The 26,920-nt window shown below is 67.5% G+C and carries 31 protein-coding genes and 1 tRNA gene; 15 read left to right on the top strand and 17 right to left on the bottom strand.

What is annotated here, in order from left to right; all coding sequences use genetic code 11:
• Positions 1-10 precede the first annotated feature (10 nt).
• The 6 genes from P3H15_RS28710 to P3H15_RS28685 are packed head-to-tail and all read right to left on the bottom strand — an operon-like array spanning position 11 to position 3,818.
• Positions 11-862, bottom strand: coding sequence for a DNA-3-methyladenine glycosylase (locus P3H15_RS28710; protein WP_276140345.1), 852 nt, complete (start codon positions 860-862; stop codon positions 11-13).
• On the bottom strand, positions 859-1,512 hold the full coding sequence (locus P3H15_RS28705) for an alpha-ketoglutarate-dependent dioxygenase AlkB (RefSeq protein WP_276140344.1): 654 nt from the start codon (positions 1,510-1,512) through the stop codon (positions 859-861). Before P3H15_RS28705 ends, P3H15_RS28710 begins: the two co-directional genes overlap by 4 nt.
• A 5-nt stretch (positions 1,513-1,517) precedes the next feature.
• The gene (locus tag P3H15_RS28700) at positions 1,518-2,228 is read right to left on the bottom strand and encodes a 2OG-Fe(II) oxygenase (protein ID WP_276140343.1); all 711 of its coding nucleotides are present in this window, start codon (positions 2,226-2,228) and stop codon (positions 1,518-1,520) included.
• Entirely contained in the window at positions 2,225-2,827 is a 603-nt protein-coding gene (locus P3H15_RS28695; RefSeq protein WP_276140342.1) for a methylated-DNA--[protein]-cysteine S-methyltransferase, read from the bottom strand. Before P3H15_RS28695 ends, P3H15_RS28700 begins: the two co-directional genes overlap by 4 nt.
• Positions 2,824-3,315: an RNA polymerase sigma factor gene (locus P3H15_RS28690; RefSeq protein ID WP_072947742.1), complete on the bottom strand. Its 492-nt coding sequence runs from the start codon at positions 3,313-3,315 to the stop codon at positions 2,824-2,826. The genes P3H15_RS28695 and P3H15_RS28690 overlap by 4 nt, the downstream gene beginning before the upstream one ends.
• On the bottom strand, positions 3,312-3,818 hold the full coding sequence (locus P3H15_RS28685; protein ID WP_072947739.1) for a methylated-DNA--[protein]-cysteine S-methyltransferase: 507 nt from the start codon (positions 3,816-3,818) through the stop codon (positions 3,312-3,314). The genes P3H15_RS28690 and P3H15_RS28685 overlap by 4 nt, the downstream gene beginning before the upstream one ends.
• 94 nt (positions 3,819-3,912) lie before the next feature.
• On the opposite strand from P3H15_RS28685, the gene P3H15_RS28680 reads away from it, so the two are divergent.
• Positions 3,913-4,464 carry a ribulose 1,5-bisphosphate carboxylase large subunit gene (locus P3H15_RS28680; protein ID WP_276140341.1) on the top strand — a complete coding sequence of 184 codons (552 nt, stop codon included), beginning with the start codon at positions 3,913-3,915 and terminating at the stop codon, positions 4,462-4,464.
• Here the strand turns inward: P3H15_RS28680 and P3H15_RS28675 are convergent.
• The 4 genes from P3H15_RS28675 to P3H15_RS28660 all read right to left on the bottom strand — a co-directional run bounded on the left by P3H15_RS28675 (position 4,461) and on the right by P3H15_RS28660 (position 8,148).
• Complete coding sequence (locus P3H15_RS28675) at positions 4,461-5,198, bottom strand: SDR family oxidoreductase (protein ID WP_276140340.1); 738 nt, start codon at positions 5,196-5,198, stop codon at positions 4,461-4,463. The two genes, P3H15_RS28680 and P3H15_RS28675, sit on opposite strands and share 4 nt — an antisense overlap.
• A complete protein-coding gene (locus P3H15_RS28670) occupies positions 5,195-6,220 on the bottom strand; it encodes a phosphotransferase family protein (protein ID WP_276140339.1) in 1,026 nt (341 codons plus the stop codon). The genes P3H15_RS28675 and P3H15_RS28670 overlap by 4 nt, the downstream gene beginning before the upstream one ends.
• Complete coding sequence (locus tag P3H15_RS28665) at positions 6,217-7,428, bottom strand: acyl-CoA dehydrogenase family protein (protein WP_072947728.1); 1,212 nt, start codon at positions 7,426-7,428, stop codon at positions 6,217-6,219. Before P3H15_RS28665 ends, P3H15_RS28670 begins: the two co-directional genes overlap by 4 nt.
• Positions 7,429-7,527: 99 nt before the next feature.
• Complete coding sequence (locus P3H15_RS28660) at positions 7,528-8,148, bottom strand: TetR/AcrR family transcriptional regulator (RefSeq protein WP_276140338.1); 621 nt, start codon at positions 8,146-8,148, stop codon at positions 7,528-7,530.
• Between the two features lie 119 nt (positions 8,149-8,267).
• Here P3H15_RS28660 and P3H15_RS28655 point away from each other — a divergent pair, with 119 nt between their 5' ends.
• Positions 8,268-8,726, top strand: coding sequence for an SRPBCC family protein (locus tag P3H15_RS28655; RefSeq protein ID WP_276140337.1), 459 nt, complete (start codon positions 8,268-8,270; stop codon positions 8,724-8,726).
• On the opposite strand, the gene P3H15_RS28650 is transcribed toward P3H15_RS28655, so the two are convergent.
• The 6 genes from P3H15_RS28650 to P3H15_RS28625 all read right to left on the bottom strand — a co-directional run bounded on the left by P3H15_RS28650 (position 8,723) and on the right by P3H15_RS28625 (position 14,163).
• Entirely contained in the window at positions 8,723-9,712 is a 990-nt protein-coding gene (locus P3H15_RS28650) for an NADPH:quinone oxidoreductase family protein (protein WP_276140336.1), read from the bottom strand. The two genes, P3H15_RS28655 and P3H15_RS28650, sit on opposite strands and share 4 nt — an antisense overlap.
• A 3-nt stretch (positions 9,713-9,715) precedes the next feature.
• Positions 9,716-10,474: a 3-oxoacyl-ACP reductase FabG gene (gene fabG, locus P3H15_RS28645; protein ID WP_206013288.1), complete on the bottom strand. Its 759-nt coding sequence runs from the start codon at positions 10,472-10,474 to the stop codon at positions 9,716-9,718.
• A gap of 67 nt (positions 10,475-10,541) precedes the next feature.
• Positions 10,542-11,351: an SDR family oxidoreductase gene (locus P3H15_RS28640; RefSeq protein WP_276140335.1), complete on the bottom strand. Its 810-nt coding sequence runs from the start codon at positions 11,349-11,351 to the stop codon at positions 10,542-10,544.
• Between the two features lie 123 nt (positions 11,352-11,474).
• The gene (locus P3H15_RS28635; RefSeq protein ID WP_276140334.1) at positions 11,475-12,170 is read right to left on the bottom strand and encodes a TetR/AcrR family transcriptional regulator; all 696 of its coding nucleotides are present in this window, start codon (positions 12,168-12,170) and stop codon (positions 11,475-11,477) included.
• A gap of 44 nt (positions 12,171-12,214) precedes the next feature.
• Positions 12,215-12,976 (bottom strand): SDR family NAD(P)-dependent oxidoreductase, encoded by a 762-nt coding sequence (locus tag P3H15_RS28630; RefSeq protein WP_095862391.1) that lies wholly within the window; start codon positions 12,974-12,976, stop codon positions 12,215-12,217.
• A 41-nt stretch (positions 12,977-13,017) separates the two neighbouring features.
• Positions 13,018-14,163 carry an acyl-CoA dehydrogenase family protein gene (locus tag P3H15_RS28625; RefSeq protein WP_072947707.1) on the bottom strand — a complete coding sequence of 382 codons (1,146 nt, stop codon included), beginning with the start codon at positions 14,161-14,163 and terminating at the stop codon, positions 13,018-13,020.
• A gap of 140 nt (positions 14,164-14,303) precedes the next feature.
• Here P3H15_RS28625 and P3H15_RS28620 point away from each other — a divergent pair, with 140 nt between their 5' ends.
• The 4 genes from P3H15_RS28620 (at position 14,304) to P3H15_RS28605 (ending at position 17,179) form a co-directional block, all read left to right on the top strand.
• Positions 14,304-14,903 carry a TetR/AcrR family transcriptional regulator gene (locus tag P3H15_RS28620; RefSeq protein ID WP_276140333.1) on the top strand — a complete coding sequence of 200 codons (600 nt, stop codon included), beginning with the start codon at positions 14,304-14,306 and terminating at the stop codon, positions 14,901-14,903.
• Positions 14,904-14,995: 92 nt separating this feature from the next.
• Positions 14,996-16,339, top strand: coding sequence for an HNH endonuclease signature motif containing protein (locus P3H15_RS28615; RefSeq protein ID WP_276140332.1), 1,344 nt, complete (start codon positions 14,996-14,998; stop codon positions 16,337-16,339).
• Between the two features lie 91 nt (positions 16,340-16,430).
• Complete coding sequence (locus P3H15_RS28610; protein ID WP_072947700.1) at positions 16,431-16,772, top strand: hypothetical protein; 342 nt, start codon at positions 16,431-16,433, stop codon at positions 16,770-16,772.
• Complete coding sequence (locus tag P3H15_RS28605; RefSeq protein WP_276140331.1) at positions 16,769-17,179, top strand: DUF3558 family protein; 411 nt, start codon at positions 16,769-16,771, stop codon at positions 17,177-17,179. The genes P3H15_RS28610 and P3H15_RS28605 overlap by 4 nt, the downstream gene beginning before the upstream one ends.
• Positions 17,180-17,186: 7 nt before the next feature.
• Here P3H15_RS28605 and P3H15_RS28600 read toward each other — a convergent pair whose 3' ends face one another.
• Positions 17,187-18,473, bottom strand: coding sequence for an ISL3 family transposase (locus P3H15_RS28600; protein WP_276140330.1), 1,287 nt, complete (start codon positions 18,471-18,473; stop codon positions 17,187-17,189).
• A 481-nt stretch (positions 18,474-18,954) separates the two neighbouring features.
• Here P3H15_RS28600 and P3H15_RS28595 point away from each other — a divergent pair, with 481 nt between their 5' ends.
• The 9 genes from P3H15_RS28595 to P3H15_RS28555 all read left to right on the top strand — a co-directional run bounded on the left by P3H15_RS28595 (position 18,955) and on the right by P3H15_RS28555 (position 26,917).
• Complete coding sequence (locus P3H15_RS28595) at positions 18,955-20,175, top strand: hypothetical protein (RefSeq protein ID WP_276140329.1); 1,221 nt, start codon at positions 18,955-18,957, stop codon at positions 20,173-20,175.
• Entirely contained in the window at positions 20,172-20,921 is a 750-nt protein-coding gene (locus P3H15_RS28590; protein WP_276140328.1) for an ESX secretion-associated protein EspG, read from the top strand. The genes P3H15_RS28595 and P3H15_RS28590 overlap by 4 nt, the downstream gene beginning before the upstream one ends.
• Positions 20,922-20,937: 16 nt before the next feature.
• Positions 20,938-21,411 (top strand): DUF309 domain-containing protein, encoded by a 474-nt coding sequence (locus tag P3H15_RS28585; protein ID WP_276140327.1) that lies wholly within the window; start codon positions 20,938-20,940, stop codon positions 21,409-21,411.
• Entirely contained in the window at positions 21,411-22,049 is a 639-nt protein-coding gene (locus P3H15_RS28580; protein ID WP_037230959.1) for an LON peptidase substrate-binding domain-containing protein, read from the top strand. Before P3H15_RS28585 ends, P3H15_RS28580 begins: the two co-directional genes overlap by 1 nt.
• Positions 22,050-22,110: 61 nt before the next feature.
• Positions 22,111-22,187 (top strand) — tRNA-Met (locus P3H15_RS28575).
• A gap of 104 nt (positions 22,188-22,291) precedes the next feature.
• Positions 22,292-23,515 carry a cytochrome P450 gene (locus P3H15_RS28570; protein WP_276140326.1) on the top strand — a complete coding sequence of 408 codons (1,224 nt, stop codon included), beginning with the start codon at positions 22,292-22,294 and terminating at the stop codon, positions 23,513-23,515.
• A 40-nt stretch (positions 23,516-23,555) separates the two neighbouring features.
• On the top strand, positions 23,556-25,154 hold the full coding sequence (locus tag P3H15_RS28565; RefSeq protein ID WP_276140325.1) for an NAD(P)/FAD-dependent oxidoreductase: 1,599 nt from the start codon (positions 23,556-23,558) through the stop codon (positions 25,152-25,154).
• 70 nt (positions 25,155-25,224) lie between these two features.
• Positions 25,225-26,064 (top strand): alpha/beta hydrolase, encoded by an 840-nt coding sequence (locus P3H15_RS28560; RefSeq protein WP_276140324.1) that lies wholly within the window; start codon positions 25,225-25,227, stop codon positions 26,062-26,064.
• A 49-nt stretch (positions 26,065-26,113) separates the two neighbouring features.
• Complete coding sequence (locus P3H15_RS28555) at positions 26,114-26,917, top strand: transglutaminase family protein (RefSeq protein ID WP_276140323.1); 804 nt, start codon at positions 26,114-26,116, stop codon at positions 26,915-26,917.
• Positions 26,918-26,920: the final 3 nt, after the last annotated feature.

Raw genomic sequence — 26,920 nt, 5'->3', positions numbered from 1 at the left:
AGGCCAAGGACTAATACGCCTCAGCCGTCCACAGGTGGAACAGGGCGTAGGCCCGCCAGGGCCGCCACGCCTCGGCGACTTCCGCTGCCTGCCTGCCGGTCCTGACCCCCAGCGCCCGTTTGAGGACGAGGTCGTCGGGTGTGAACGCGTCCGGGTCGCCCAGTACCCGCACCGTCAGATAGTCCGCCGTCCACGGACCGATGCCGGGCAGCGCGAGCAGACCGGCCCGGAACTCGGCCGGGTCGGTGTCCGCGCCGAGGCGCAGTCCGTTCGACGCGGCCTCGGCGAGTGAGAGCACCGTCCGGGCCCGGGCCCCGGTGAGACCGAGGGTCGCGCGGAACTGTTCGGGTGCGAGCGCCGCCAGCGTCTGCGGTTCGGGGAACGCGAAGAACCCGTCGTGGACCGGAAGGCCGTACGCGGCCACGAGCCGGCTGCCGAACGTCCGGGCAGCGGCCAGCGAAACCTGTTGTCCGAGAACGGTCAGGACCGCCGTCTCGAACCCGTCCACGCTCCCCAGGCGCCGCAGTCCCGGCCGCTGCGCCACCAGCGGAGCCAGCTGCCGGTGGCGGCTCAGCGCGGCGTCGATCGGCAGCGGATCCACGTCGAGGTCGAGCCAGCGCCGGACCGTGGCGGTCAGTGCCTCGACGTCGTCGCGGTGCGCAGGCGTCAGGTGCGCCTCGACGTACCCGTCGGCGGGTCGCACGAGAACGGACACCAGCGCGGGCCCGTGCGGTCCGTCCACCACCCGGGTGTGGGTTCCGTCGGGGTCGTGCCGCTCGAGCCCGGACACGGTGTGCGCGCGGAGCGCACCCCACAGCGGCGCGTGGGTGAACGGACCCCGATACGGCAGTCGCACTCTCATGTGTCCACGAGCCCCGTCACCCGCAGCGTGATGTTCAGTCGCCCCGTGGTCAACCCGCAGTCCGGATCACTCGTGCCGGGAAGCACTTTCGGCACTCCGTGATATGCGAAGCGCGACTCGCCGCCGAACACGAACAGGTCGCCGGACAGCAGTTCGACGTCGGTGTACGGCTTGGTGCGGGTGTCGGTGTTCCCGAACCGGAAGGTGCACGTGTCGCCGATGCTCAACGACACCACGGGCGCATCGGATCGTTCCTCCTTGTCCTGGTGCATGCCCATCTTCGCGGCGTCGTAGAAGTTGATCAGCGCGGCATCGGGCGTGTACCCGGCGGCGGACTCCCCGTAGGCGTCGCCGACCGCCCGCCGGCCGAGTTCGACCAGCCAGTCGGGAAGCGGCGCGACGCGCCCACCGCCCGCGTCGTCGGCGGTGCGCGAGTAGGAGTACGGCTTCCAGTGCCAGCCGAGGCACACCGTCTGCACCGACATGCGGTGTCCCGTCGGCAGTTGCGCGGCCCGCATCGGGACCGGCCCGGTGGCCCATCCCCGGCATTCGGCCACCAGGTGGCGTTGCTCCGCTGCTGTGAGCCAGTCGGGGACGTGGACGGCGCCGGGCGCCACCACGGTCCGGGGTCGGGGTATCAAGGCGGACATCACGGTCACTCCGCGTCGTGCAGGACCAGGCCGAGGGTCCGGCGGGTACCGCGTCTGATGGTACTGACGCCGTGCCGTACCGGTCCCGTCGACCAACCGCGGGTCGAGCGCACCGGACGGTCCCGGGTGGTGAAGATCAGCGCGTGCCCCTGCCGCAGCGTCGTCACCGTGCCTCGCGACTGGGCGCGGGGCCGCTGCTCGACGAGCATGAACTCGCCGCCCTCGTGATCCACCCCTGGTCGGTCGAGTCCGATCACCACCTGCAACGGGAACACCAGGTCGCCGTAGAGGTCGCGGTGCAGCGCGTTCCAGTCGTTCGCCCGGTAGCTGAGCAGGATCGGCGTCGCCCGTTTCTGACCGGCGTCGTGGCACATGTCCAGCCATTCGTCCAGGGTGTCCGGCCACGGCGACGGCTGCCTCAGCTTGACCGCCCAGTCCCGTGCCACGGGAAGCAGTTTCGGGTAGAAGGCGGCGCGGAGTTCGGCCACGACCTCCGGTAGCGGATAGTCGAAGTACCGGTACTGTCCCGAGCCGAAGCGGTGCCGGGCCATGTCCACGGTGGACCGGAAACGTTCGACCTCCTCGTACATGTCCGCGATCTGCCCGCATTCCTCGGCGGTCAGGATCTGCTCCGATTGCGCGCACCCCGCGGCGTCGGTCTCGGCGCGCAGCGTCGGCCAATCCAGAGCATTCACACGCTGCCTCACGGTGGTCATGCCGCCGCCTCCAAGGTCAGCAGAATCGACTTGGCCTCCGGCCCACCGGCGTACTGGCCCATGCTGCCGTCGCTGCGGACCACCCGGTGGCAGGGCACCACGACGGGCAACGGATTCAGCGCGCACGCGGTGCCGACCGCACGCACCGCTTTCGGACTGCCCGCGGCGACCGCGACCGCCGCGTAACTGGCGGTGTGCCCGTAGTCGATGTCGGGGAGATGGCGCAGCACCTCGAGCCGGAATCCCTTGGACAGCCGGAAGTCCAGCGGGACGTCGAAGCTCGTGCGCCTGCCGAGGAAGTATTCGTCGATCTCGTGGGCGACCCGGTCGAGCCGGGCCGGTGCGCGCAGGATCCGGGGACTGATCTGCTCGGCGAGGGTCTGCAGCACGGCGTCGTGATCCTGGCTGGGGAACGCGACCCGCACCAGCCCGCGATCGGTGGCGGCGAGCAGCAGCGAACCGACCGGGGTGTCGAGTGTCCGGTACGCGACGTCGAGGAGTCCGGCGTCGGCGGCGGCGACGGCGAGACGCTCACGCAGTTTCTGCTCCACCGGGGAATCCAGCGGGTACAGGGAGTAGACGATGTCGGGCATGTTCATGTGATGTCTCCGCTCACAGAGATCGAGAGGGTCTTGCGTAGCGCCGCAACGCCGTCCGCGGCCGCCCGCCGCGACGCGGCCGGGGAGTTGCCCAGGATCACGGCGATCTCGGTGTACGGCAGCCCGGCCAGGTAGTGGTACGCCACCGCCGCCCGCTGCTTCATCGGCAGGGCACCGACCGCCTTCCACAACTCCGGGTCGTGGCCGCCGGGAAGTCCGCGGTCGGTGGTCTGCTCCGGCAGTTCGTCGGTGGGGACGGGCCGGCGGTCGCGCGCACGGATGTGGTCGAGCGCCTTCCGGTGCGCGATCGTCACCAGCCATGCCTCGACGTTGCTCTCCGGACCCAGGTCGGGGTACGCGCGCATCGCGGCGATGAATGTCTCCGACCAGGCGTCCTCGGCGTCCACCGGACCGACCACGGCCCGGCAGACCCGTAGGACCGTCCGGCCGTGCTCGGCCACGACGTCTTCGAACGGCTTCAGGGTCATCGGCTCAGCCGGAGCCCCGCCCGTTCCGCTTCGCGTTCGAGCAGGAACCGTTTGCGGTCGAGACCGCCCGCATACCCCGTCAGACTGCCGTTGCTCCCGATCACCCGGTGACACGGAATGATGATGCTGATCGGATTCCTGCCGTTCGCCGCCGCCACCGCGCGAACCGCGGTCGGGGTGCCGAGGGAATCGGCCAGCTGACCGTACGTCCAGGTGTCGCCGTACGGGATGGTGCGCAGAGCGTCCCACACTCGTTTCTGGAACGGGGTGCCCCGCGCAGCGAGCGGGACGGTGAAGTCGGTCCGCCGGCCGTCGAAGTATTCGGCGAGCTGGGTGGTTGCCTCGTCGAACCCTGCGGTGTCGCGGTCGCCGAACGTCGCGGGATTCGGCTGATGCCGGTGTTCGACCATGTAGATGCCGCTCAGCACCCCGTCGACGCTCACCAGCGTCAGGGGGCCGATCGGCGAATCGATGACAGTGTGCGCTGCTCGGTCGGCATTCACGGTGCCAATCCTTCCAGGTGTACGGGCCTCTGGAAGGTAGACGTCTGCCACGACCGAAACGTGAGGTGTGGAATGCATCAGGCAGGATGGGCCGATGGCTCTCGTACAACTCGGCACCCGCGACCTGGTGCGTACCGTCACCGGTGTCGCCCGGTGGTCGGTGGACACCGCTGAACTCGTCGTCTCCCTTCCCGGCCGGATCGGTGTCCTCCTGGACCAGGTCGAGGCGCTGATCGCCCGCATCGAGGCGATCAGCGACGGCGCCGAGATCGCGGTGGCGCGGGCGAACGCGGTTGCGGAAGCGGCGGCCACCGTCGTCGCCACGGCGGGGAACACGTCCGCGTCGGCGCAGACGCTGATCGGCCTGTACGAGCCGCTCGCGACGAAGGCCGCCCCGCTCGCGCAGCGGTTCGTCGACGACCTCACCGAGGAGGAGATTCACGCCGCGATCGGGTTGGTGAACCACCTGCCCGAACTGGCGATGCGCATGGAGGGGCTACTGCCGATCCTGGCGACCCTCGACACCGTGTCGCCGGAGATCCACCAACTCCTCGAGGAGGTCCAGGGGGTGCGTCAAGCGATCCAGGGCGTCCCCGGGTTCAAGTTCTTCCGCAAGCGCGGCGAGGCACAGGAGGACGAGGACTAGGCGCGGTAGCCGTCCGTTCCGGCCCGTCCGACGACGATCTTCGGGACCACCGCGCGCGAGGACAGCCGCAGCAGGGCGTCGACGAGTTCGACGATGTCGTTCACCTCGATCATCGTCTCGGGCGGAATCGTGTCGTGCGTCCACGCGGCCATGTCGGTGTCGACGTACGCCGGGGCGAGGGCGGTCGCGGAGATCCCGTTGCCCGACTCCTCCACGTTCAGTGCCTCGGTGAGCGAGATCAGCGCGGCCTTGGTGGCCCCGTAGACGGCAAGCCCCGCCTCTGCGTACACGCCGGTGATCGATGCCAGGGCGACGACCTTGGATCCGCGGCCCGGGTTCTCCGTCGCACCGGTCCGGAGCAGCGGCAGCGACTGCTGCAACAGGCTGAACGGCGCCCGCAGGTTGACGCCCAGGCTCTTGTCGAATCGGCGCATCGGGAATTCGCCGATGGCGCCGGCGGTACCCACCCCCGCATTGAGTACCAGCGCGTTCAGCGAACCGAAGGCGTCGGCGTGCGCCTCGACGACCCGTCCCGCCGATTCCTCGTCGGCGAGATCCCCGGCGACCACGACGACGTCCTTCGCGCCTGCGGTCCGCAGGTCGGCGGCCACCGCTTCGAGCCGCTCACGATCGCGAGCCGTGATCGTGAGCCCGTACCCCTGCTCCGCGAGGCGGGTGGCGATGCCGAGTCCGATGCCACGCGAGGCACCGGTGATCAGTGCGCTGCGGCTCATACCGTCTGTCCTTTCAGGGCGCGCAGGCCCGCCGCGATGAATTCGGGCACCGCGTCGCCTGCCTTGTCGAAACCGTCACCGACGGTGGCGCCGGCCCGGTAGCGGTGGTTGATGCCCTCGGCGATGACGGCGAGCTTGAAGTTCGCGAGCGCCAGGTAGAAGTTCCAGTGCACCAGTTCACGCCCCGACGCCACGGTGTAGCGCTGCGCGAGATCGTCGGCCGACGGCAGTCGCGGGCTCGTCCACGCCGCCGGTTCGCCGAGCACCAGGTCGAGAGCCGGATGCCGGTAGACGCACATCAGAGCGACGTCGGTGAGCGGGTCACCGAGGGTCGAGAGTTCCCAGTCCACGACCGCCGCCACGGTGCTCACGTCACCGGGCGCCAGGATCGTGTTGTCGATGCGGTAGTCGCCGTGCACGATCGACGACTCCGACTGCTGCGGAATCGACTCGGCCAGCGCGGCATGCAGGCGGTCGACGTCGGCGGAATCAGTCGTCTTCACCCGCCCCCACTGACTCGCCCACAGCTTCACCTGCCGGGCCACGTAGCCGTCCGGGCGGCCGAGCTGACTCAGGCCGACGGCGTCGTAGTCGACGTTGTGCAACGCGCCGAGCACGCGGACAAGTTCGTCGGTGCACGAATCGATGTCCGCGTCGGACAGGGCATCGAGGTCCGACTTGGTCCGGATCACCTGGCCCGTCACGTGTTCCACCACGGTGAACGGCGCGCCCATGACGCTGTCGTCCTCACACAGCGCGACGGTCGCGGCGACCGGCACGTCGGTGCCCTGCAGCGCCGAGGTGATGCGGAACTCGCGGGCCACGTCGTGCGCGGAGGGTGTGAGCCCCGCGGTGGGCGGCCTTCGCAGCACCCACCGCGAGGAGTCGTCGAGAATGGCGTACGTGAGGTTGGACTTGCCGCCCGAGATCAGGTCGGCCCGCAAGTCGCCATTCAGAGGGACATTCAAGTCGGACAGGAACTTCTGCAGAGCAACGAGATCGAGGCCGCGATGTTCACTCATGCGCCTGCCTCCCGCGCGGCCTTCTTCGCGGCACCCACCACGCGCTTGGCGATGGCCCAGCGGTGCACCTCGGACGGGCCGTCGTACACGCGGAACGGCCGCACCTCACGGGACAGCCGTGCGAGTGGCAGGTCGCCGGACACGCCGAGGCCGCCGCACATCTGCACGGAGTTGTCGACGATCCGGAAGATCGCCTCCGCGGCGTAGGTCTTCGCGATCGAGGTCGAGTTGCTCGCGTGGCCGCCCTGATCGAGTTCCCAGCAGGCCCGCGTCAGCAGCGCCCGGGTGGCGGCGATGTCGATCTCGTTGTCCGCGATCATCTTCTGGACCATGCCGAGATCGCCCAGCTTGCCGCCGAAGCCGTCGCGCTGCGCGACATGCGCCACGGCGACGTCGTGACCGCGGCGCGCGGCGCCCAGCCAGCGCATGACGTGCGTCATCCGGGCGGGCCCGAGCCGGACCTGGGCGTAGGCGAATCCCTGGTCCACCTCGCCGAGGACCCCGCTGTCGGGGACGAACAGATCCTCGAAGAACACCTCGCAGTGCCCACCGATCATCGCTCGGTCGAGGGTGTCGATGTGACGCCCCACCGTCAGTCCCTCGGCGTCGGCCGGTGTGAGGAACATCGTGGCGCCGCCGCGGTCGCCGGGCACGCCGGACGTGCGGGCGAAGATGATGAAGAATCCGGCGCCGTCGGCTCCGGTGATGAAGTACTTGTGGCCGTTGATCTTCCACCCGCCCGGCACCTTCTCGGCGCGCGTGGTCAGCGCGGACGGGTCGGAGCCGGCTCCGGGCGACGGCTCGGTCATGGCGAACGCCGACCGCACGTCGCCGTGCGCGAGCGGGGCGAGGAACCGCTCCTTCTGCTCGGGGCTCGCGATGTGCGCGAGCATGTGGACGTTGCCCTCGTCGGGTGCGCCGATGTTCAGTGCCGTCGGTCCGAACAGCGAGTAGCCTGCGGCCTCGAAGACGGGCGCGCGGTCGGTCATGTTCAGGCCGTGTCCGCCGTACTCGACGGGTGCGTGCGGGGCGAAGACTCCGGCGTCCTTGGCCGCCTTCTGCATCTGCACGCGCAGGGTGTCGCCACCGGCGGCGGTGATGTCGCCGCCGTGCTCGTCCTCGATAGGCAGCACGACTTCGCGGATGAACGCCTCGGTCTTCTCGACGAGTGCGGTCACCTCGGGTGCATAGGACAGATCGATCGCCACAACTACCTCCAGTCAGTACGGCGACTCCGGCACCGACCGATCACTCGCTCGGTCGAAGTCGTTCCCGAGAATCCCACAGGTTCGGAACGGGGTCAAGCCTCAGTCGGATGCGCCGACGGCACTCCTCGCGATCGCCAGGTACCGCTCGACCAGTTCGTCGGGCGACAACGGCCCGTCCTCGCGGTACCAGGTCGACACCGCGACGCACATGGTGACCACGGCGCGGCTCGCGTCCTGCGGGAACGGTGTCCGGAAATGCCCGGCCGCCACCCCGTCCCGGACGATGTCGTCGAGCATCTCCTGCTGCTCGTCGCGCAGCGCGATGTACGCCCGCCTGCTCTCCGGTTCCATGCTCCGCGTCTCACGGGACGCGACGAAGGCCTGTTCCCGCCGGAACATGTGGAACCGCAGCAACGACTCGATGACCGCGTCGAACCGCTCCCCCGGCGTCGGGCCCGCCTCGGACACCGCCGCGCGACTGCGATCGAGGAGATCCCGCATCACGACATTCGTCAGCCCCACCAGCAACGCCTGCTTGGAGGGGTAGTGGTGATAGAGACCGGGGACCGAGAGGCCGGCCCGCGATGCGATCTCACGGATCGACGCGCCGTCGTAGCCCTTCTCGACGAACGCCGCCAGCGCAGCGGCCAGAACCTTCGACAACCCCTGGTCGGTGTACTCACGCCACGAACTGCCGCGCTGGGTGCCCTCTACCGTCATGGGTCCTACGGTAGAACAGGAACCCGCCGCTCCCCTGCCGTGGTCGCGGGAGTTGACTAGAGTCGAACGAGGTCGCCCAGATCGACAGCCTTCTCCGACAGAGAGCCAGGGACCACCCGATGATCCACGTCCGTCACTCCGCGATCGCAGCCGTGCCCCTCCACGTGGCCTTCGCGTACATCGACGACTACCGGACGGTCCCCGACTGGATGTTCGGAGTCTCGGAATTCCGTCCGATCGGCGAATTCGACCAGGGGCTGGAGTCGATATTCGACGCCGCGATACACATCGGCCCGAGCACCCTGCGCTCCCGCCTCGAGGTCACCGAGTGGGTGCAGGACCGGGTTATCACCCTGGCGTCGCTCGACGGCGCCGCCAACTCCTCCACCTGGGAGTTCACCGCGCACGGTGAGGACAAGACCGAGATCAGCGTGGACTTCGCATACAAACTCCCCGGCGGCCTCGCCGGCAAGGCCCTCGGTCTCATCGTCGAACCGTTCGTCGAAACGGCCGTGAAGAACACCGAGGCCACCCTGCGGCACAACCTCGAAGAGCTGTACGCGAAGCGCGCCCGCTAGCGTCCGGGCAGGAACGCCAGCCGACCGACCGTCGTCCCCTCGCCGAGGCGTCCGATGCCGTCCGCGACGTCGGTGAGCCCGAGTCGCTCGCTGATCATCGGTGTGATCTCGCCGGCCGCCGTCATTCTCGTCAGCTCGGCGTGACACTCCCGGATGGCGGCGGGGTCGTACGCGTTGTACAGGCCCCAGTGCAGCCCGATGATCGAGTAGTTCTTGATCAGCGCGTGGTTCAACCCGGGTGACGGGATGGTGCCACTCGCGAACCCGATCACGATGATGCGCCCCTCGAACGCGATGCACTTGGTCGACTTCGTGTAGCAGTCGCCGCCCACCGGATCGAACACGACGTCCGCACCGCGGCCGTCCGTGAAGTCCTTCACAGCCTGGACGAAGTCCTCGCTGTGCCGGTCGATCACGAGGTCGGCACCGAGTTCCCGCGTGTAGGCCGCCTTCTCGGGCCCGCCGACGACGCCGATCACCTTGGCGCCTGCCGCCTTGCCCAGTTGCACGGCCGCGCTGCCCACTCCACCTGCCGCGGCCTGCACGAGCAGGGTTTCGCCGGGCTGGATCTGCGTTCTGCGGTGCAGCGCAAACCATCCCGTCTGGTACCCGATCGACAGGGCCGACGCTTCGGCGTCGTCGAGGGCCTCCGGGGCGGGGAACGCGGTGGCCGCCGACATGACGGCCAGCTCCGCGAATCCGCCGTTCGGCAGGCTCGGCATGCCGATCACCCGATCGCCGACGGCGAACCCGGTGACGCCCTCTCCCAGCTCGACCACCTCGCCGCACAGCTCCACACCGGGAGTGAACGGAAGCGGCGGTTTGATCTGGTACTCACCGCGGCACAACAGCACATCCGGGAAGTTGGCGGCCGCGGAAAGCACCTTGACCAGCAACTCTCCGGGCTTCGGCTCAAGGTCGGGGATGTCGTCGAACGTCAGGACGTCCCTCGGCTGACCCAGTTCGTGTACACGCCACGCCTTCATCGATCAGTCCTTCGGTCCACCGGCGACGTAGACGACCTGACCCGACACGAATCCGGCGCCCTCGCTGACGAAGAACGACGCGGTGTGCGCGATGTCCTCGGGCTGCCCGACACGGTTGACGGGGATCTGCGACGCCGCCGCCTTCTTGAAGTCCTCGAAGCCGACACCCACCCGCTCGGCGGTCGCGGCCGTCATCTCGGTCTCGATGAACCCTGGCGCGATCGCGTTGGCGGTGACACCGAACTTGCCGAGTTCGAACGCCAGGGTCTTGGTGAAGCCCTGCATGCCCGCCTTCGCGGCCGAGTAGTTGACCTGACCGCGGTTGCCGAGCGCGGACGTGCTCGACAGGTTCACGATGCGGCCGAACTTGGCGTCCACCATGTGCTTCTGCACGGCCCGCGACATCAGGAACGCGCCACGCAGGTGCACGTTCATCACGGCGTCCCAGTCGTCGACGGTCATCTTGAACAGCAGGTTGTCGCGGGTGATTCCGGCGTTGTTGATCAGGATCGTCGGGGCGCCCAGTTCATTGGCCACCCGCTCGACTGCCGCGGCGACGGACGCCTCGTCGGCGACGTTCGCGCCCACCGCCAGGGCTTCGCCGCCCGCGGCCTTGATCGCGTCGACGGTGCCGGCACATGCGGCCTCGTCGAGGTCGAGCACGGCGACGGCGTACCCGTCGCTCGCCAGCCGCTTCGCGACGGCGGCGCCGATGCCCCTGGCCGACCCGGTGACGATGGCGGTTCTACGTTCCTGGCTCACTTGTTTCCTCCATGCTGGTTGTTCTCGGTCTTCGTACGGTATGTCGGTAGTTCACTTCTCGGTCGGGTCAGGACGGCTGGGCCAGGAGCGACGCCTGGTAGCGGCGCATGCCCCGGATCCATCGGTCGTAGTCGGCGCCCTTGTTCCGGTACATTTCCAGCACCTCGGGGTGCGGAAGGATCAGGAATTGCTCGGCTTCCATTGCGGCGAGCACGCATTCGGCCACCTCGGCCGGCTCGAGCACCGAGCCCGCGGCGGTGACGGCGCGTGCGGCGGTGGCCGACAGGGCGGCGTCGTCGGTGAGCAGTGTGGTGTTGACGCCCATCGGGCACAGGCAGCTGACGCGGACGCCTTTGTCGCCGTAGGTGACCGACAGCCATTCGGCGAACCCGACGGCGGCGTGCTTGGTCACCGAGTAGGGGGCGGAACCGATCTGAGTGAGCAGCCCGGCAGCAGAGGCGGTGCTGACGAAGTACCCCTCCCCGCGCTCGATCCAGCCGGGAACGAGGCGGCGGGCCGCCCGGATGTGCGCGCGGACGTTCACGTCGAGGGCGAGGTCCCACACGGCGTCGTCGGGTTCGAGTTGATCGCCTGCCGCGACACCCGCATTGGCGAAGTAGAGGTCGACGGGCCCGAAGGCCTGCGCCGCGGCGTCGATGACCGACGCGATCTGAGCGTCGTCGGACGCGTCGGCCTGCACTGCCAGCGCAGCGCCGGGATGCTCGGCGTCGATTCTCCGGACGATCGTTTCCAGCCCGCTGCCGTCGAGGTCGGTGACCACGACCTTGGCACCCTCGGCGGCGAGCCGCTCCGCGAGTGCACTGCCGATTCCACCTCCGCCACCGGTGACGACGGCGACCTTCTGCGCAACCTGCACGAGATTCCTCCCTCGAGGGGACACGGACGTGACCCCAGTCTTCCACAGAAATCACCTGAACCCGGTGTCGGATTCAGTTTTGTGGACCGAAGTGTCCCACACGCTCACGCCGCCGGCGAGAGCTCAGCTCCGCTCGGGGAACCTCAGTCCGTTCGCCCAGATCCGCGTCGTCGTGAACACCACGTCGTCGAAGTCGACAGGAGTGCCGTCGGTCCCGTTCACGCTGGCCACGAACACGTTGTACGCCAGCCGGCTGACCATCCCCGACAATGCCCGCGACGCCAGCATCGGGTCCAGTTCCCTGTCTGCGATACCCCGCGCCTGCAGCTCGGCGATCCCCCGCGCGTTGCGCGCGATGAACGCGTCGGCCCGCTGACGCCGCAGGTCCGCGAACGCCGGGTCGATGTGCGCCACCTGCTCGAGCAGCCCCATCAGCTTGGCGTTGCGCCGGTAGGCCTCCAGGTAGGCGCGGTTGCTCGCCTCCAGCACCGCGTAGGGGTCGTCGGTGTCCTGCACCCGCTTCATGCCCGGGTGCATCATGTCTTCCTGCGCCACCTCCAGCACGGCGGCGAAGACCTGCTCCTTGTTGTCGAAGTAGGTGTAGAACGACCCCGTCGAGCAGTTCGCTTCCTTCGTGATGTCGGTAAGCCTGGCGTCGAGGTACCCGGACCGCTCGAACACCGTCCGCGCAGCCGCCACCAGCGCCGCGCGCGTACGTGCACCGCGAGGGGTCGCCGGAGGCTCCCGCAGCAGATCGGTGGCCGCCATCGACGGGGCGGGCTGGTCGTCCCACTCTTCATGGACGGTGCGCGTGGTCATTTCCTACTTATACGCCAGCACCGCAGCCCCGCCCAACCCGGCGCTCAGGTGATGGTGATGCCGCCGTCCACCGCGATCGTCTGACCGGTGACGTACGCCGCGGCGTCCGACGCGAGCCAGACCACAGTCGCGGCCAGCTCCTCCGGGTCACCGAGGCGACCGAGAACCAGACGCGATTTCATCGATTCGAGGTACCCGTCCTGGTACTGGTCCGTCATCTCCGTCTCGAAGAATCCGGGAGCGATCGCATTCACGCGGATGCCCTTGCGGGCACCCCACTGCTGCGCCAGATCGCGGGTCAGACCGATGACCCCGGCCTTGCTCGCGGCATACGCGGCCTGCGGAAGCCCCGCGGTCGTGAGGCCCAGCACGCTCGCGATGTTCACGATCGCGCTGCCCGGCTTCATGACCCTGCCCGCCGCCTGCGCCGCCCAGTAGGAGCCGTTCAGGTTGATGTCGACGACCTGCCGGAACTGCTCCGGCGTCTCCCTCGTCGCGGGAACGGCAGTACCGACGCCCGCGTTGTTGACGAGAACGTCCACGCGGCCGAACTTCTCCATCGCCTCGTCGATCATGTTCTGCGCCTGCGCCGGGTCGACGATGTCCGTCGCGACGCACAACGCCTGACGTCCCGCGGCCCGAACCAGTTCCGCGGTCTTCTCCAGACGGTCGGTTCGGCGCGCAGCCAGCACCACGTCGGCGCCCGCCTCCGCCGCGGCCTGCGCGAACGCCACCCCGAGGCCCGACGACGCACCGGTCACGACGACCACCCGATCGGTCAAGCTGAACTTGTCGAGAACGGACATACGAAGCGACTCCTTTGTCGTCGGGCTGTCGGGGTGCGGACTCAGAGGCCGAGGTCGCGGCCGATCAGTTCCTTCATGATCTCGTTGGAACCGGCCCAGATCTTGGTGACACGGGCATCCATCCACGCACGCGCGGCACGGTATTCGGTCATGAACCCGTAGCCACCGTGCAGCTGCACGCAGTGGTCGAGGACCTCGTTCTGCACCTGAGCAGTCCACCACTTGGCCTTCGCGGCGTCCACTGCCGTCAGCTCGCCGTCGGCGTGTGCGGCAACGCAGTTGTCGACGTACGCCTGGGTGACCTCGACACGGGTGACGAGATCGGCGAGAAGGAACTTGTTCCACTGCAGCGACCCGATGGGCTGCCCGAATGCCTTGCGGTCCTTGGCGTACTGGATCGTCTCCTCGAGGATCGGCGCGGCGTGCGCGATGTTCGAGACGGCGGCGCCGACACGCTCCTGCGGCAGCATCTCCATCATGTGGATGAAACCGCGGTCGATCTCACCGATGATGTTCGTCGACGGCACACGCACGTTCTCGAAGAACAGTTCGGCGGTGTCGGACTCGTGCTGGCCGACCTTGTCGAGCTTGCGTCCGCGCTCGAAGCCCTCCATGCCCGTCTCGACGGCGAACAGCGTGATGCCCTTGGACTTCTTCTCGGGGCTGGTGCGCGCGGCGACGATCACCAGGTCGGCGTTGTAGCCGTTGGTGATGAACGTCTTGGAACCGTTGATGATCCAGTCGTCGCCGTCCTTGACCGCGGTCGTCTTGAGCGAGGCGAGGTCGGAACCGCCGGAAGGCTCGGTCATGCCGATCGCGGTGAGCAGTTCTCCGGTGCAGAACTTGGGCAGCCAGCGCTGCTTCTGCTCCTCGGTCGTGAGCTGCACGAGGTACGGCGCGACGACATCGGCGTGAATGCCGAAGCTCGACGACACTGCGGCGCTTGCGCGTGCGAGTTCCTCCCCGAGGACTGCGTTGAACCGGTAGTCGCCGGCCTCGCTTCCGCCGTACGCCTCCGGGACCTCGAGGCCGAGGAAGCCGTTGCGGCCCGCTTCGAGCCAGATCTCGCGGTCGATGAAGCGTTGCGCGATGAGCTTGTCTGCCACCGGCAGCAGGTTGCGGTTCACGAACTCCCGGACCGATTCGCGGAATGCCTCGTGATCGGGGCCGTACAGGGTGCGTCGCATGACCGCTCCTTCTGGATGTCGAGCTTTGACTGGTTCACGCTTCGAGCATGTAAGCGTCTGCTTATTTTCTAAGCGCTTGCTTATACTGATGGGGTGACGCGGTATTGTCAACAGCCGCGCAGCCGAGGATGGAGAAAGACATGAGCGAATCACCCAGCCAGGTGATCAGCCCGTCCAAGGCTGCCGCCCGCATCCGAGCTGCAGCCGTCGACGCGTTCGCTACCAGCGGATACGGAGGCACCACTACTCGCGAGATCGCCGCCCGCCTCGACATGAGCCCGGCCGCGATGTACCCGCACTACCGCTCCAAGGAAGAACTGCTCTTCGCGATCAGTTACGAAGGCCACACCGCCGCGCTCGACGTCGTCGTGAGTGCAGACCTCCCAGACGCGGCACCCTCGACGAGACTGCAGGCACTGATCGGCGCGTTCGCGAGCTGGCAGGCCACCCACCACGCACAGGCCCGCGTCGTGCAGTACGAACTCAACGCCCTCACGCCCGAGCACTACCGCGACGTGGTCAAACTGCGCCGCGACATCACCCACATCGTCCGCTCCGTCGTCGACGCCGGAGCGGCATCCGGCGAATTCACCGTCCCCGACGGCGAAGGCGTGACCCTCGCCCTCATGTCACTATGCGTCGACATCTGCCGCTGGTTTCCCGCAGGCGCCTACACCGAACCCGAGGCGGTCGCGGACCTCTACGCCGGCCTCGCCATGCGACTGGTCGGCGCAGCGTAGGTAGCGCATTTGGGTATTGCCGGGGTCCCCTGGCCGGGTTAAGATAGAACATACGTTCGATTCGGGGGATTCGACAGTCGTGGGGGGTCGGGGTGGATGCAGGGGCGGTAATCGCGTTTCTGGCCGAGGTGCCGAAACTCGATCGGGATATCGACGATGCGACGCGCATCGATGTACTTCGGGCATTGGAAGAAGTGAAGGCCGCCTGCGCCGGCGTGCAGGCCCGGGTGACCGCCGACCTCGACGCCTCCATCCGAGCCGAACGAGCGAACCGCAATGTGCCGCTGCCGCAGCGCGGGCGCGGAATCGCCAACCAGGTGGCGCTGGCACGCCGGGACTCACCATTTCGCGGTGGTCGCCACCTCGGCATGGCGATCGCTCTCGTCCACGAGATGCCCTGCACCTTGGCCCTGCTCGAGCGAGGGGTACTCAGCGAGTGGCGAGCAACGATCCTCGTCCGCGAAACGGCATGCCTGACTCGGGAAGATCGCACAGCGATCGACCACCTGCTGTGCGGCGACCCGGCAACGTTGGACGGGCTCGGCGACCAGGCGGTGTGCGCGAAAGTTCGCGCGGCCGCCGCGGAATTCGACGCCGAGGCCGTGGTGCGGCGGGCGCGCAAGGCCGTGTCGGATCGACGGGTCACCTCCCGTCCCGCCCCGGACACCATGGCCTACGTCAGCGCCCTGCTACCCGTCGCGGAAGGCGTGGCAGTGCACGCCACCCTCGCACGTGACGCCGATTCGATCCTCGCCGCGGGCGACGAACGCACGCGGTCGCAGATCATGGCCGACCTCCTCGTGTCCAGAGTCACCGGCACACACCACACGGCGACGACACCGCCGATCACCGTGAACCTGGTGATCTCCGACCGCGCCCTCCTCGACAACGGATCCGAACCCGCCCACGTGCAGGGATACGGGCCTGTGCCCGCCGAACTGGCGGGGCACTGGATTTCCGAGGCAGTCCAGGCCGCGATCGATCCAGACACCGGGGATGCGACGCGGGTGAACCTGCGCCGTCTGTACGCCAACCCGCAGTCGGGAGCGCTGACCGCGACCGAGTCCCAGGCCCGCTGCTTCCCCGCCGGGTTGGCGAGGCTCATCGATCTACGCGATCGAACCTGCCGGACACCCTGGTGCGATGCCCCGATCAGGCACCACGACCACATCCGACCCCGCGAAAGCGAGGGCCCGACGACCGCGCACAACGGCGCCGGTCTGTGCGCAGCCTGCAACTACGCCAAACAAGGCGCAGGATGGAAAGCCACCCCTCATCAGGTGCCCGGAGGACTGCACCACATCGAGGTCTACACCCCCACCGGACACCGGTACCGGTCGACAGCACCACCACTACCGAAACCATTGCCATTCCACGAGCTTCAGACCGACTCACCCGTCGAACGCATCCTCATCGAATTCCTCAACGCAGCCTGAACATTGCAGCGCTGCGCACTAGACCGAGTGACACACCCGTGCGGTAGCATTTCCGCACGCGGCCGAGGGGGTCCTGTCGAGCACTGGGGGGATGGGAATGAGCAAAACACTGCGTCTAGAAGATGACGCCATTGAGAAGTGTGTCGGCGTGTGCAACACGATGCTGGAGCAGGTGAGAGATGCGATAAAGGAAGCGGACAGCCTTCGCATGGTCACCGGGTTCGGCGGATTCACCTCTGCGCAAGAGCTGCAGAATGGCTATCAATCGAAGTTCACAGGCGACGCTGGGTCGGTGCACCAGCGGCTTAGTCAATTTCGTGACGCAATCATTCTGATGCGCGACACATTCGCGGCCGGCGGTCAAGCCTTCGGGGACGCCGACAGCGCAATCCGAGAAGCCCTCGGTGCCATACAGGAGGACACACCAGCATGAGGCAGCCTCTTTTGTGGATCGGCATTGCATCGACCGCCATAGCTCTGGTTGGGTGCACGGCGTCCGCGACGACAGAAACAGATCCCCACACGTCATCCACCCGAATTCCACGCCACGTCGACCAATCGACTCGCCCTCAGGTTGCCTTCGATCCGTGCCTCGACATTCCCGACGAAGCCCTGTTGGAGGCAGGGTACGACGCAAGCAGTGAAAAGAACGCCGACTTCCCTGCGGGGAGCTATACCTTCCTAGGCTGTTCGTACGATTCCGTCGACGGCCTTTTCGGGATGAATGCGTTGTCAGGGAATATCAGCTGGGCTGAAGAGCAAGAAAAATCCAAGGACCATGCCACACCGATCGAGATTAACGGCCCTTCGCGGTTCCGCGTGAAAGTGCGTCCGCTGTGAGATGTGTTCATGCCGCACTGTGGGCGACACTGGTGAGCAGAATACGGGCCCGGTAGTTCTTCGCGTTCCTGAATCCGCGACCGATGCGTTTGATGTTCTTGATTCCCGTGTTCGCGGCCTCGGTCTTCGCGTTCGTGACACCGGTGACGATCAGGACTTCGATCGCCGGCCACCACTGGCATATCGTGGCCCAGAGGCGGTCGGTTTCGGGCATGTCCGCGACCTGAACGTAGTGGCCGAGCCGCATCTTCTCCTGGTGGGCGTCGGTCAGCGACGAGCAGGCCAGCAGGCGCCTGAGTTGTTCTTTGATGCCCCAGGCGGCGGCGAGTTCCTCGGTCGGATCATCGCTGGTGAACGTGGCCCGCAGACGCGCCCAGCCGCGAGGCGAAAGGGTGTCCGCACCGCGTAACAGGAGCCGTCGGTTCGCCCACGACGGATCGACCAACCTGCCTCTCCTGTTCTTCTGTTGTCGCGAAAGACGTTGCCGCACAGTAGTTACCATGTCGTTTGCCAGTTTCACGAGGTGGAACGCATCGACACTGATGGCGGCGTGCGGCAGGTTGGCGGCGATCGCTTTCGCGAATGCCGCGGAGGGATCGATCGCGACCACCTCGATCCGGTCGCGCCAGGCCTGAGGTCGCGCAGCGAGCCACGCACCGACACCCTTGTTGTCGCGGCCGTCGACCACGCCGAGTACCCGGCCGGTGTCGAGATCGACGACCGTGGACATCCAGGGCTCGTAGCGCCGCCACTTGCCCGTGGGTAACCGGAAGTAGCGCACCCGCCGGAAGCGGTGCTCATCGATCCCGACCCTGCGCACCACGAGGGTGTCCACATCGTCGATCAACGCCGCAGCAGCGGTGAGCGTTGCCTGGACCAGCCACCATGACACCGAGAACGAGGCCGCGACCTCGCTGGCGGCACGTCCGGCCCCGGTCACCGCGGTGACCAGGGCCTCCCTCAGCCGCATCGTCGAGCGCGCGTACGGCGGCACCTGCTCGGTCGATTCGGAGAACGTCCGCTTCGGGCACGTCGCGGTGACGCAGAACCACCGTCGCTTGCGCCAGATCACCGTCACCTCGCCCGCCACCGGAATGTCGCGAACCCGCTGCGACCTCGACGAATGCACCTTGCTCCCCGCTGCTCCGCAGGCTGGACAGAAAGGCCTACCACTGACTTCGATGTCCACCCAGCGGCCGATGGTCGGTTCCTCACCGACCGCGATCACCCGGTATCCGGACAGGTTGAACAAGGCACTCGCGGCATCACGCCGCGAGCCGATAGGCTCAGCCATGGCTCGTGGGTCCTCATCTGCGATTGTGTCTCGACAACACGAATCACAGCAGACCCACGGGCCTTCAACGTCTTACGACACCAACCAAGATTCACGCGCTACCGCGAAGAGCCAGATTAACGGTCGTCGAGCGCTTCTGAAGTTCAATCCTGAAGTCAGAAATTCGTGCGATCTCAGCATGGAAACTTCATACGGCATGTTCGGATTAACGCGAAGCATCTTCCCCGACCACGCTGGGCCCGCTCCCGAATCCGAATGGTGCGCAGGCTTCGAGGACACCGCCCGGATCTTCGAACGCTACATTCCGAAGGAGGGCTAAGCCGTGCCGCCCAATGATGTTGTGTCCACGATCCTCGACTCGATAAGTCCGAATGGAGCAGGCGAGCAACGCCGCACGGGCTTACAGAACTCGGCGGAAAAGCTAACCGCAGGATCAGGAACAGACGAACCGTACATCCGCACCATGGAGAGCTTCCACGGTATGGATCACGAAGAAATGTACGCAAAGGCGCAGACCATGGTTCCCGACGCCATCGGTCAACTCGCCCAGGCCTGTCACAGCATCTCGAATGCGCTCCCTTTGGCGTTCGGGTTCGCAATCCTCCGAAATACGATCTCCGAACGTTGGGAGGGTGCGGCGGCGGATGCCGCGGCGCAAGCTACCGAGAAACTCGCTGCAACCAGCGGCCAGCTGACATCGAGCATCGCGGCAATTGCCGTCAAGCTCGACATCCTGAGCAGTGCGGCTGCGGATGTGAAAGCCTCTGTGCCTCAGCCGGCCAGCACCGAAGGTGTCCTGTCTCAACTCCCGCTGAGCCCGCTTGCGGCCGAAAGGTCCGAGACTGAGAGGGAAGCCGCACGTCTCGAGGCGGTTCGGAGGTTGGAGGCGATCTACGTGCCGAACTACCGGGACGTCGGCACGAATGTCCCGCAGTTGCCGGAGCCCTACACCCCATCTGGCGACGGCGGCCCCGGCGGCGTGCCGAGTACGTACGGATCGGTTACACAGGGTTCAAATCCGTGGAACGCATCCGACAGCAGGACCTCCGACAGCAGCACCTCCTCCGTGTCGGGGAACGGCGATGCGTCTGTGAATGGTGAGACCCCTGGGGACGGGGAGTCTACTGGGGATGATGCGGCGACGACGTCTGCAGCGAATGCCGAGGCCGCTGCCAATCAGGGCGCCGGTGCCGGTGCCGGATCCGGTTCGGCCGCACAGACTGCGGCTGCGAATGCGCAGAACACGGCCGGTGCAGGTTCGCAGTCGGGCAACGGCGCGGGCGGAACGGGTTATGGCGGAATCGCCGGTGGTTCGGGCGTCGGGGGTTCGGGCGTCGGGGGTTCGGGCGTCGGGGGTTCGGGCGTCGGGGGTTCGGCATCGAGCACGCGCCGGAAGAACGACAAACGCGACTCCGAGTCCAACTCGGGCGGTGTGGTTCCGGGTGGCCGGATCCCGTCGGGTGGTGCCGCAGCGGGTGCCGGGGCGGCGGCCGCTGCCGCAGCGGCGACGCCGGTGAAGCCGAGCATGAGTCGCCCCGGGATGGGTATGGCGCCCGGCATGATGGGTGCGCCCGGCCGGGCAGGCGGAAACAGCGAGGGCGACACGGAGCATCAGACGCCGAGCTACCTCATCACCGTCGACAACGGCAACGACCTGATCGGTAAACTCGACCCCGTCGCACCGCCGGTGATCGGCGCATGAACTGGCGGCTGACGTCAGCCCAATTCATGTGTCTTTGGGAGGCAACCGATCTCGACCGCATGCCGTACCCGCTGAAGTACCGGTCCGCCGCGGCAACGGAAGACCAGTACGCGATCCAGCAACGCGACCTCCAGCAGTGGCGGTCCGCGCTCGACGAACCGAAGCTGGTCGCGGCGATCCAGGCGCTGCGGAACCCGCACGTGTCCGTCACGGTGCTTGCCCCCTCCCCCGAACTCGACTCCGGGATTCGGCGGAGGGGAAGCATCCGTGGCCGGGTCGCCGTCGTCGCCGAACAGCTCCGCGGCGAACCGGGACGCGGCGACATCCGGATCGACGCGGGCGCCGAGAGCGTCGACGAGTTCACTGCCCGACTCCTCGACGACCTGCCCGACTGCGCTCCCGGACGAACCCCGTCACTGACCGCGCACCCCGACGACATCCAGAGCCGAAGCGCGACGACGTCCGTCCTGCAGAACGCCCGGCCCACCGACGGCACCCTGCTGCGACGGATCGTCGGCCGACCACGGACCGGGATCGGTTACATCTGCATCCGTGGTGCGCGCAGCGGACTCGACGAGCCCGTTCTGGGCGAACTGACCTGGATCGACGTGGAAGAGGACGGCCGGTACCTCTATCACCAGGACGATCGTGTTCACCTGCGGTCGGCGACGGTCCGGGTGGTTCGCGACGAGTTGTCGAAACGCGTGGCTGCGGCGCTTGCCAACCCTTCGCCGACCCGCGGCTGAGCGTTACCCTTGTCCCATGACCGATCGGGACAGGGACGGCTCGGGGAAGCCGCTCAACGCACGCCCCCGCGACGAACTCGGCCGGCCCCTGCCTCACGACGCCGAGGGTGTGCCGCGCGTCCCCGACGACCTGCGGTTACCGCCCGACGAGGCGATCACCGAGGCTCAGCGGCTACTCGACCACGGCATGCCGTTCCACGCCCACGAAATCCTCGAGGGCACGTGGAAGATCGCGCCCGAGGACGAGCGGGAACTGTGGCAGGGCCTCGCGCAGCTCGCGGTGGGTCTCACCCACCTGATGCGGGGCAACAAGACCGGCGCGCGGTCGCTGCTGCGCCAGGGCCACGACCGGATCCGGCATTACGAGGTGGAGGCGCCACACGGCCTCGACATCGCCGGCCTCCTGACGTGGTCGGACCACCTCACGGACGAGATCGATCGCGTCGACCCGTTGCCGGCGACGCCCGTACCCCGATTGAGAATCCCCTGATGACTCTGCTCCCCATGTTCCCGCTGGGCTCGACGATGCTGCCCGGTCAGCAGCTCCCCCTCCACGTCTTCGAACCCCGCTATCAGGAACTGGTCCGCGACTGCCTGGACGCACCAGACGGTCCGCGATTCGGGGTCGTGCTCATTGCTCGCGGCAACGAGGTGGGCGGCGGCGACGTGCGCCACGATGTGGGCACGATCGCGCGGATCGAATCCCACGCGTCGATCGGCGACGGCCGGTACGAGTTGTTCTGCCGCACCGAGGAACGTATCAAGGTGTCGAAGTGGTTGCCGGACAACCCGTATCCGATCGCCGAGGTGGATGTGTGGCCGGACGAGAACACCGGCACCCAGACGGCGGATTACGAATTCCCGTCGCTGATCGAGCGACTCGAATTCCTGTACGGCCTCCTCCGACGTCTCGCGACGGAGACCGGGAACGTCCCGCCCGACGTTCCGGTCATCGGCGGGTTCCGCGGGTCGCTCGGCACGCGGCTGTACGAGATCGCCACCTACATTCCGATGGGCGACGCCGACCGCCTGCAGATCCTCGCTGCGGCCGGCGCGGACGAGCGCCTGCGGGAGGTTTCCGAGGCGATCGAGAACGCCATCGAAATGGTCCAGTTCCGGCTGATGTGACCTAGCCCTCCCCGGGGTTGGTCAAGAGCACTCCGGGAAGGGTGTAGTGTTGTCAATGCAACGCGGGGTGGAGCAGCTCGGTAGCTCGCTGGGCTCATAACCCAGAGGTCGCAGGTTCAAATCCTGTCCCCGCTACCAAGTGGAAACGGCTCCGGAGATTCACTTCTCCGGGGCCGTTTTCGTTGTCCTCACATCCTCCAGGACTAGAACGTATTCTCGTACGTGAGGCCTCAGGAGGGACCGTGCACCTCGCCGACGTCGATCTCTACAACCCGGACACCTTCGTGCAGGGCGTGCCCCACGAGATGTTCGCCACGTTGCGGCGCGAGGCTCCCGTCTACCGGCACCTCGACGAGCGCGGCGCCCCCTTCTGGTGCGTCACCCGGCATGCGGACATCGTGACGGTGAACCGGGACGCCGAGACGTATTCGTCGTGGCGGGGCGCCACCTATATCGACGACCTGGCCCCCGACGACCTGGCGGGCCAGCAGCTGATGATGCTGAACATGGACCCACCGGACCACACGGCGCTGCGGAAGGTCGTCAGCAAGGGCTTCACGCCCCGCCGCATCGGCCAGCTGCACGACATTCTCGCGCAGCGCGCCACGAGCATCGTCGACGCGGTGATCGAGCGCGGCGAGTGCGATTTCGTCGTCGACGTCGCGTCCGAGCTGCCGCTGCAGGCGATCGCCGATTTCCTCGGCGTGCCCCAGGAGGACCGCAAGCTGATCTTCGACTTGACGAATCAAATGATCGGCTCGTCCGATCCCGAATTCCACCTCGAGGAAGGTCAGGAACGCGCGGCGGCCGGACAAATGTTCGCCTACAGCCTGGAGATGTTCGAGGAGCGCAAGCGGCACCCGCGCGACGACATCGCGACCGCTCTCATCCAGGCCGACGTCCACGGCGAGAAGCTCGGCGAACTCGATTTCAACATGTTCTTCATGCTGCTCGCGGTCGCCGGCAACGAGACCACCCGCAACGCCATCTCGCACACCCAGCTCGCGCTGATGGATCATCCCGCGGAGCGCCGGAAGGTGCTCGAGGATCCGTCGAAGCTCGACGCCCTGATCGAGGAGGGGTTGCGGTGGGCCACCCCGGTGATGCAATTCCGCCGGACCGCGACCAGGGACACGGTGCTGCACGACGTCGGGATCTCCGAGGGCGACCGCGTGGTCATCTGGCACATGTCGGGGAACCGTGACGAGGCGGTGTTCGACGATCCGTACACGTTCGACATCGACCGCCCCACCGGCCACTACTCGCAGCACATCGCGTTCGGCGGCGGCGGTCACCATTTCTGTCTCGGCGCCAACCTCGCTCGCGCCGAGATGAAGGTGATGCTGAGTGAGATTCTGCGTCGGATGCCCGACATGGAGCAGACGGCACCTGCCCAGCGGCTGCGCTCCAACTTCATCAACGGGCTGAAGCATCTGCCGGTGACGTTCACGCCGTCGTCCCTCTGAGCATCGAGCGGAGCGCTGTCTTTTCTGACAGCCTGGTCGGGTGAGCAACGTCGACGCAGTGGTCATCGGATCCGGTCCCAACGGGCTCGTCGCGGCCGCGACACTCGCCGATGCGGGCTGGGACGTCGCGGTCGTGGAGGCGCAGCCGACACCCGGCGGCGCGGTGAGGTCGGCCGAACTCGTCCCCGGCTTCACGTCGGACCTGTTCAGCGCGTTCTATCCCCTGTCGACCGTGTCCCCCGCGCTGCGCGGGCTGAACCTCGAGTCGCACGGGTTGCGGTGGAGTCACGCGCCCCGCGCGGTCGGGCACGCCCGCTCCGCTGCAGACGAGGACGCGCCGGTGATTCATCCCGACCCGGCCGACACGGCCGCCGACCTCGAACGCAGGCAACCCGGCGACGGCGTCGCGTGGACGGCGCTGGTCGAGCAGTGGCACCACATCAAGGAACCGCTGCTGAACATCCTGTTCAGCCCGTTCCCTCCTGTGCGGGGCCCGAGCGCCCTGCTGCGCCGGCTGGGCACCGCCGAGTCGCTGAGGGTGGCCCGATTCCTCCTCCTTCCTGCACGGCGGATGGCGCACGAACTGTTCCGGGGCGAGGCGGCACGACTGCTGTTGCTGGGCAACGCGATGCACGCCGACACCCCTCCGGACGCACCGGGCAGCGGCGTCATGGGGTACATCCTGACGATGCTCGCCCAGGACGGCGGGTACCCCGTCCCGGTGGGCGGCGCGGGCGAGTTGTCGGCCGCGATGGTACGCCGGGCCGAGCACGCGGGCGCGCATTTCCATTACGGCGACGCGGTGACGGGGATCGACGTTCGGTCCGGTCGCGCCGTCGGCGTGCGGACGGCGTCGGGTGCCCGCTACACGGCACGCCGGGGGGTGATCGCCGACGTCTCGGCGCCCGCGCTGTACGGTTCGCTGCTGCCGGACCATGCCGTCCCCGCCCGGGTGCGTGCCGATCTCGAGCATTTCGAATGGGACACGCCGGTGCTGAAGGTCAATTACGCCTTGTCGCAGAAGATTCCGTGGCGTTCGCCCAGCCTGAGCGGTGCGGGGACCGTCCACCTCGGTGCCGACGACAACGGCCTCGTCCGGTGGATGGCCGACCTGACCACCGGCACCGTCCCGGCCCGCCCGTTCCTGCTGTTCGGGCAGATGACGACCGCCGATCCCAGCAGGTCACCGGAGGGCACCGAAAGCGCCTGGGCGTACACGCATCTACCGCGCGACATCATCGACAACGCGTCTGCCGACCTGCTGGCCGCGCGGGTCGACGACGTCCTCGAGGCACACGCACCGGGTTTCGCGGATCGGGTCGTCGGGCGCGTCGTCCAGCGCCCGTCGGATCTCGAGGCGGCCGACGCGAATCTCGTGGGCGGCGCCGTCAACGGAGGGACGGCGCAACTCCATCAGCAATTGGTCTTCCGGCCCGGGCCGGGCATCTCCCGCTCGGAAACCCCGGTTCAGCGCCTGTACCTGGGAAGCGCGTCGGCGCACCCGGGCGGCGGTGTGCACGGGGTGTCGGGCCTGAACGCCGCCCGCGCCGCGCTCGGCGAGGACGGACCGCGTGGATGGCTGCGGCGACGCACCTCCCGCGCCGTGATCGACCTGTTGTCGAAGGGACCGATCCCCTAATTTTCCGCTTGTCGGGGTACCTCACCGTGCAATGATCTGAGTCGTCGAATTCGGACCACGAAGGGGCATCATGCAGCATCGAGAATCGTCCTTCGCCGGCGTCGGCGGAATTCCCATCGTCTACGACGTGTGGCTTCCCGAGCGGCGCCCGCGCGGCGTGCTGGTGCTGTGCCACGGCTTCGGCGAGCACGCCCGGCGCTACGACCACGTGATCGAGCGGCTCGGCGAACTCGACCTGGCGATTTACGCGCCCGACCACCGCGGACACGGGCGGTCGGGCGGCAAACGGGTCCATCTGAAGGACTGGCGCGAATTCACCGACGACCTGCACCAGCTGTTCGGCATCGCGTCGACGGACTGGCCGGGCACCGACCGGTTCCTCCTCGGGCACAGCATGGGCGGTTCCATCGCACTGACGTATGCTCTCGACCACCAGCAGGACCTGAAGGCACTCATGCTGTCCGGACCCGCGGTCGACGTGACGAGCGGGACACCGCGCGTGGTGGTCGAGATCGGCAAGCTGGTGGGCCGCTTCCTCCCCGGCGTGCCCGTCGAGTCACTCGACGCGAAGCTGGTGTCCCGCGATCCGGCGGTCGTGGCGGCTTACGAGGAGGATCCCCTCGTCCACCACGGGAAGGTGCCTGCGGGGATTGCGCGCGGAATGATTCTCGCTGCCGAGCATTTGCCGGAGCGTCTGCCGTCGTTGAAGGTTCCCCTGCTGCTGCAGCACGGGCGGGACGACGGGCTCGCGAGCGTGCACGGCACGGAACTCATCGCGGAGTACGTCGGTTCGGAGGATCTCACGGTGGAGATCTACGAAAACCTGTTCCACGAGGTGTTCAACGAACCGGAGAACGAGGAGGTGCTCGACGATCTCGTCGAGTGGTTGCGGCCGCGCGTTCAGGCCTGACTCCGCCGGGGGTTCTGCACCCCCGGGCGAGGGATGCCAGGATGGGCGGATGAAACGTCACGTCACCGCCACTCTCGACATCGAGGTCACCGACCCCACCAGTCTCGAATTCAAGATCGCGGTGGCCCGGACCCCCGGTTCGGAGCTGTCGGAGTCGCTGACGTTCACCCTCGACGGTAGCCCTGTCGAGGCACGAGAGATGGTGGCGGAGCACGGTACTCGCGTCCACCTGCTGGACAGCCCACGCGGCGCGCTGCACGTCGAGTACTCGGCTTCGGTTACGGGCAAGGCCGATTCGCCTCCCGTCACCGATTACGACCTGTCGAAGTATCTGCGCCCGAGTCGATATGCCGAGGCGGACAAGTTCTTCGGTTTCACCGGCGGGGAGTTCAACCTGTCGAAGCCGCACCCGGAACTGCTGCAGGACATCACCACGTGGGTGGGGTCACGGCTGCTGTACCAGGCGGGGTCGAGCAGATCCACCGACAGCGCCGTCGACACGATGCTGTCCGGGGCCGGGGTGTGCCGTGACTTCGCCCACCTCACGGTGGCGCTCTTGCGGGCCGTCACCATCCCGGCACGGCTGGCGGCGGTGTATGCGCCGGGGTGCAATCCGATGGACTTCCACGCCGTCGTCGAGGCGTTCGTCGATTCCGAGTGGCGGGTGGTCGACGCCACCCGGCTGGCCCCGCGTTCGGCACTGCTGCGGATCGCGACGGGGCGCGACGCCGCGGACACCGCGTTCCTGGACAATCACGGCGGGGCGATCACGCTCGAGAACACGGTGGTGACCGCCGTCGTCGACGGCGAGTTCCCGTCCGACGACTATGCGACACCCACCTCGTTGACGTGACGA

It is taken from the genome of Rhodococcus sp. T2V (assembly GCF_029269925.1).
Lineage (GTDB): Bacteria > Actinomycetota > Actinomycetes > Mycobacteriales > Mycobacteriaceae > Rhodococcus_F > Rhodococcus_F koreensis.
The sequence above is the reverse complement of the archived record's forward strand: the minus strand, read 5'-3'. Positions and strand labels throughout refer to the sequence as shown.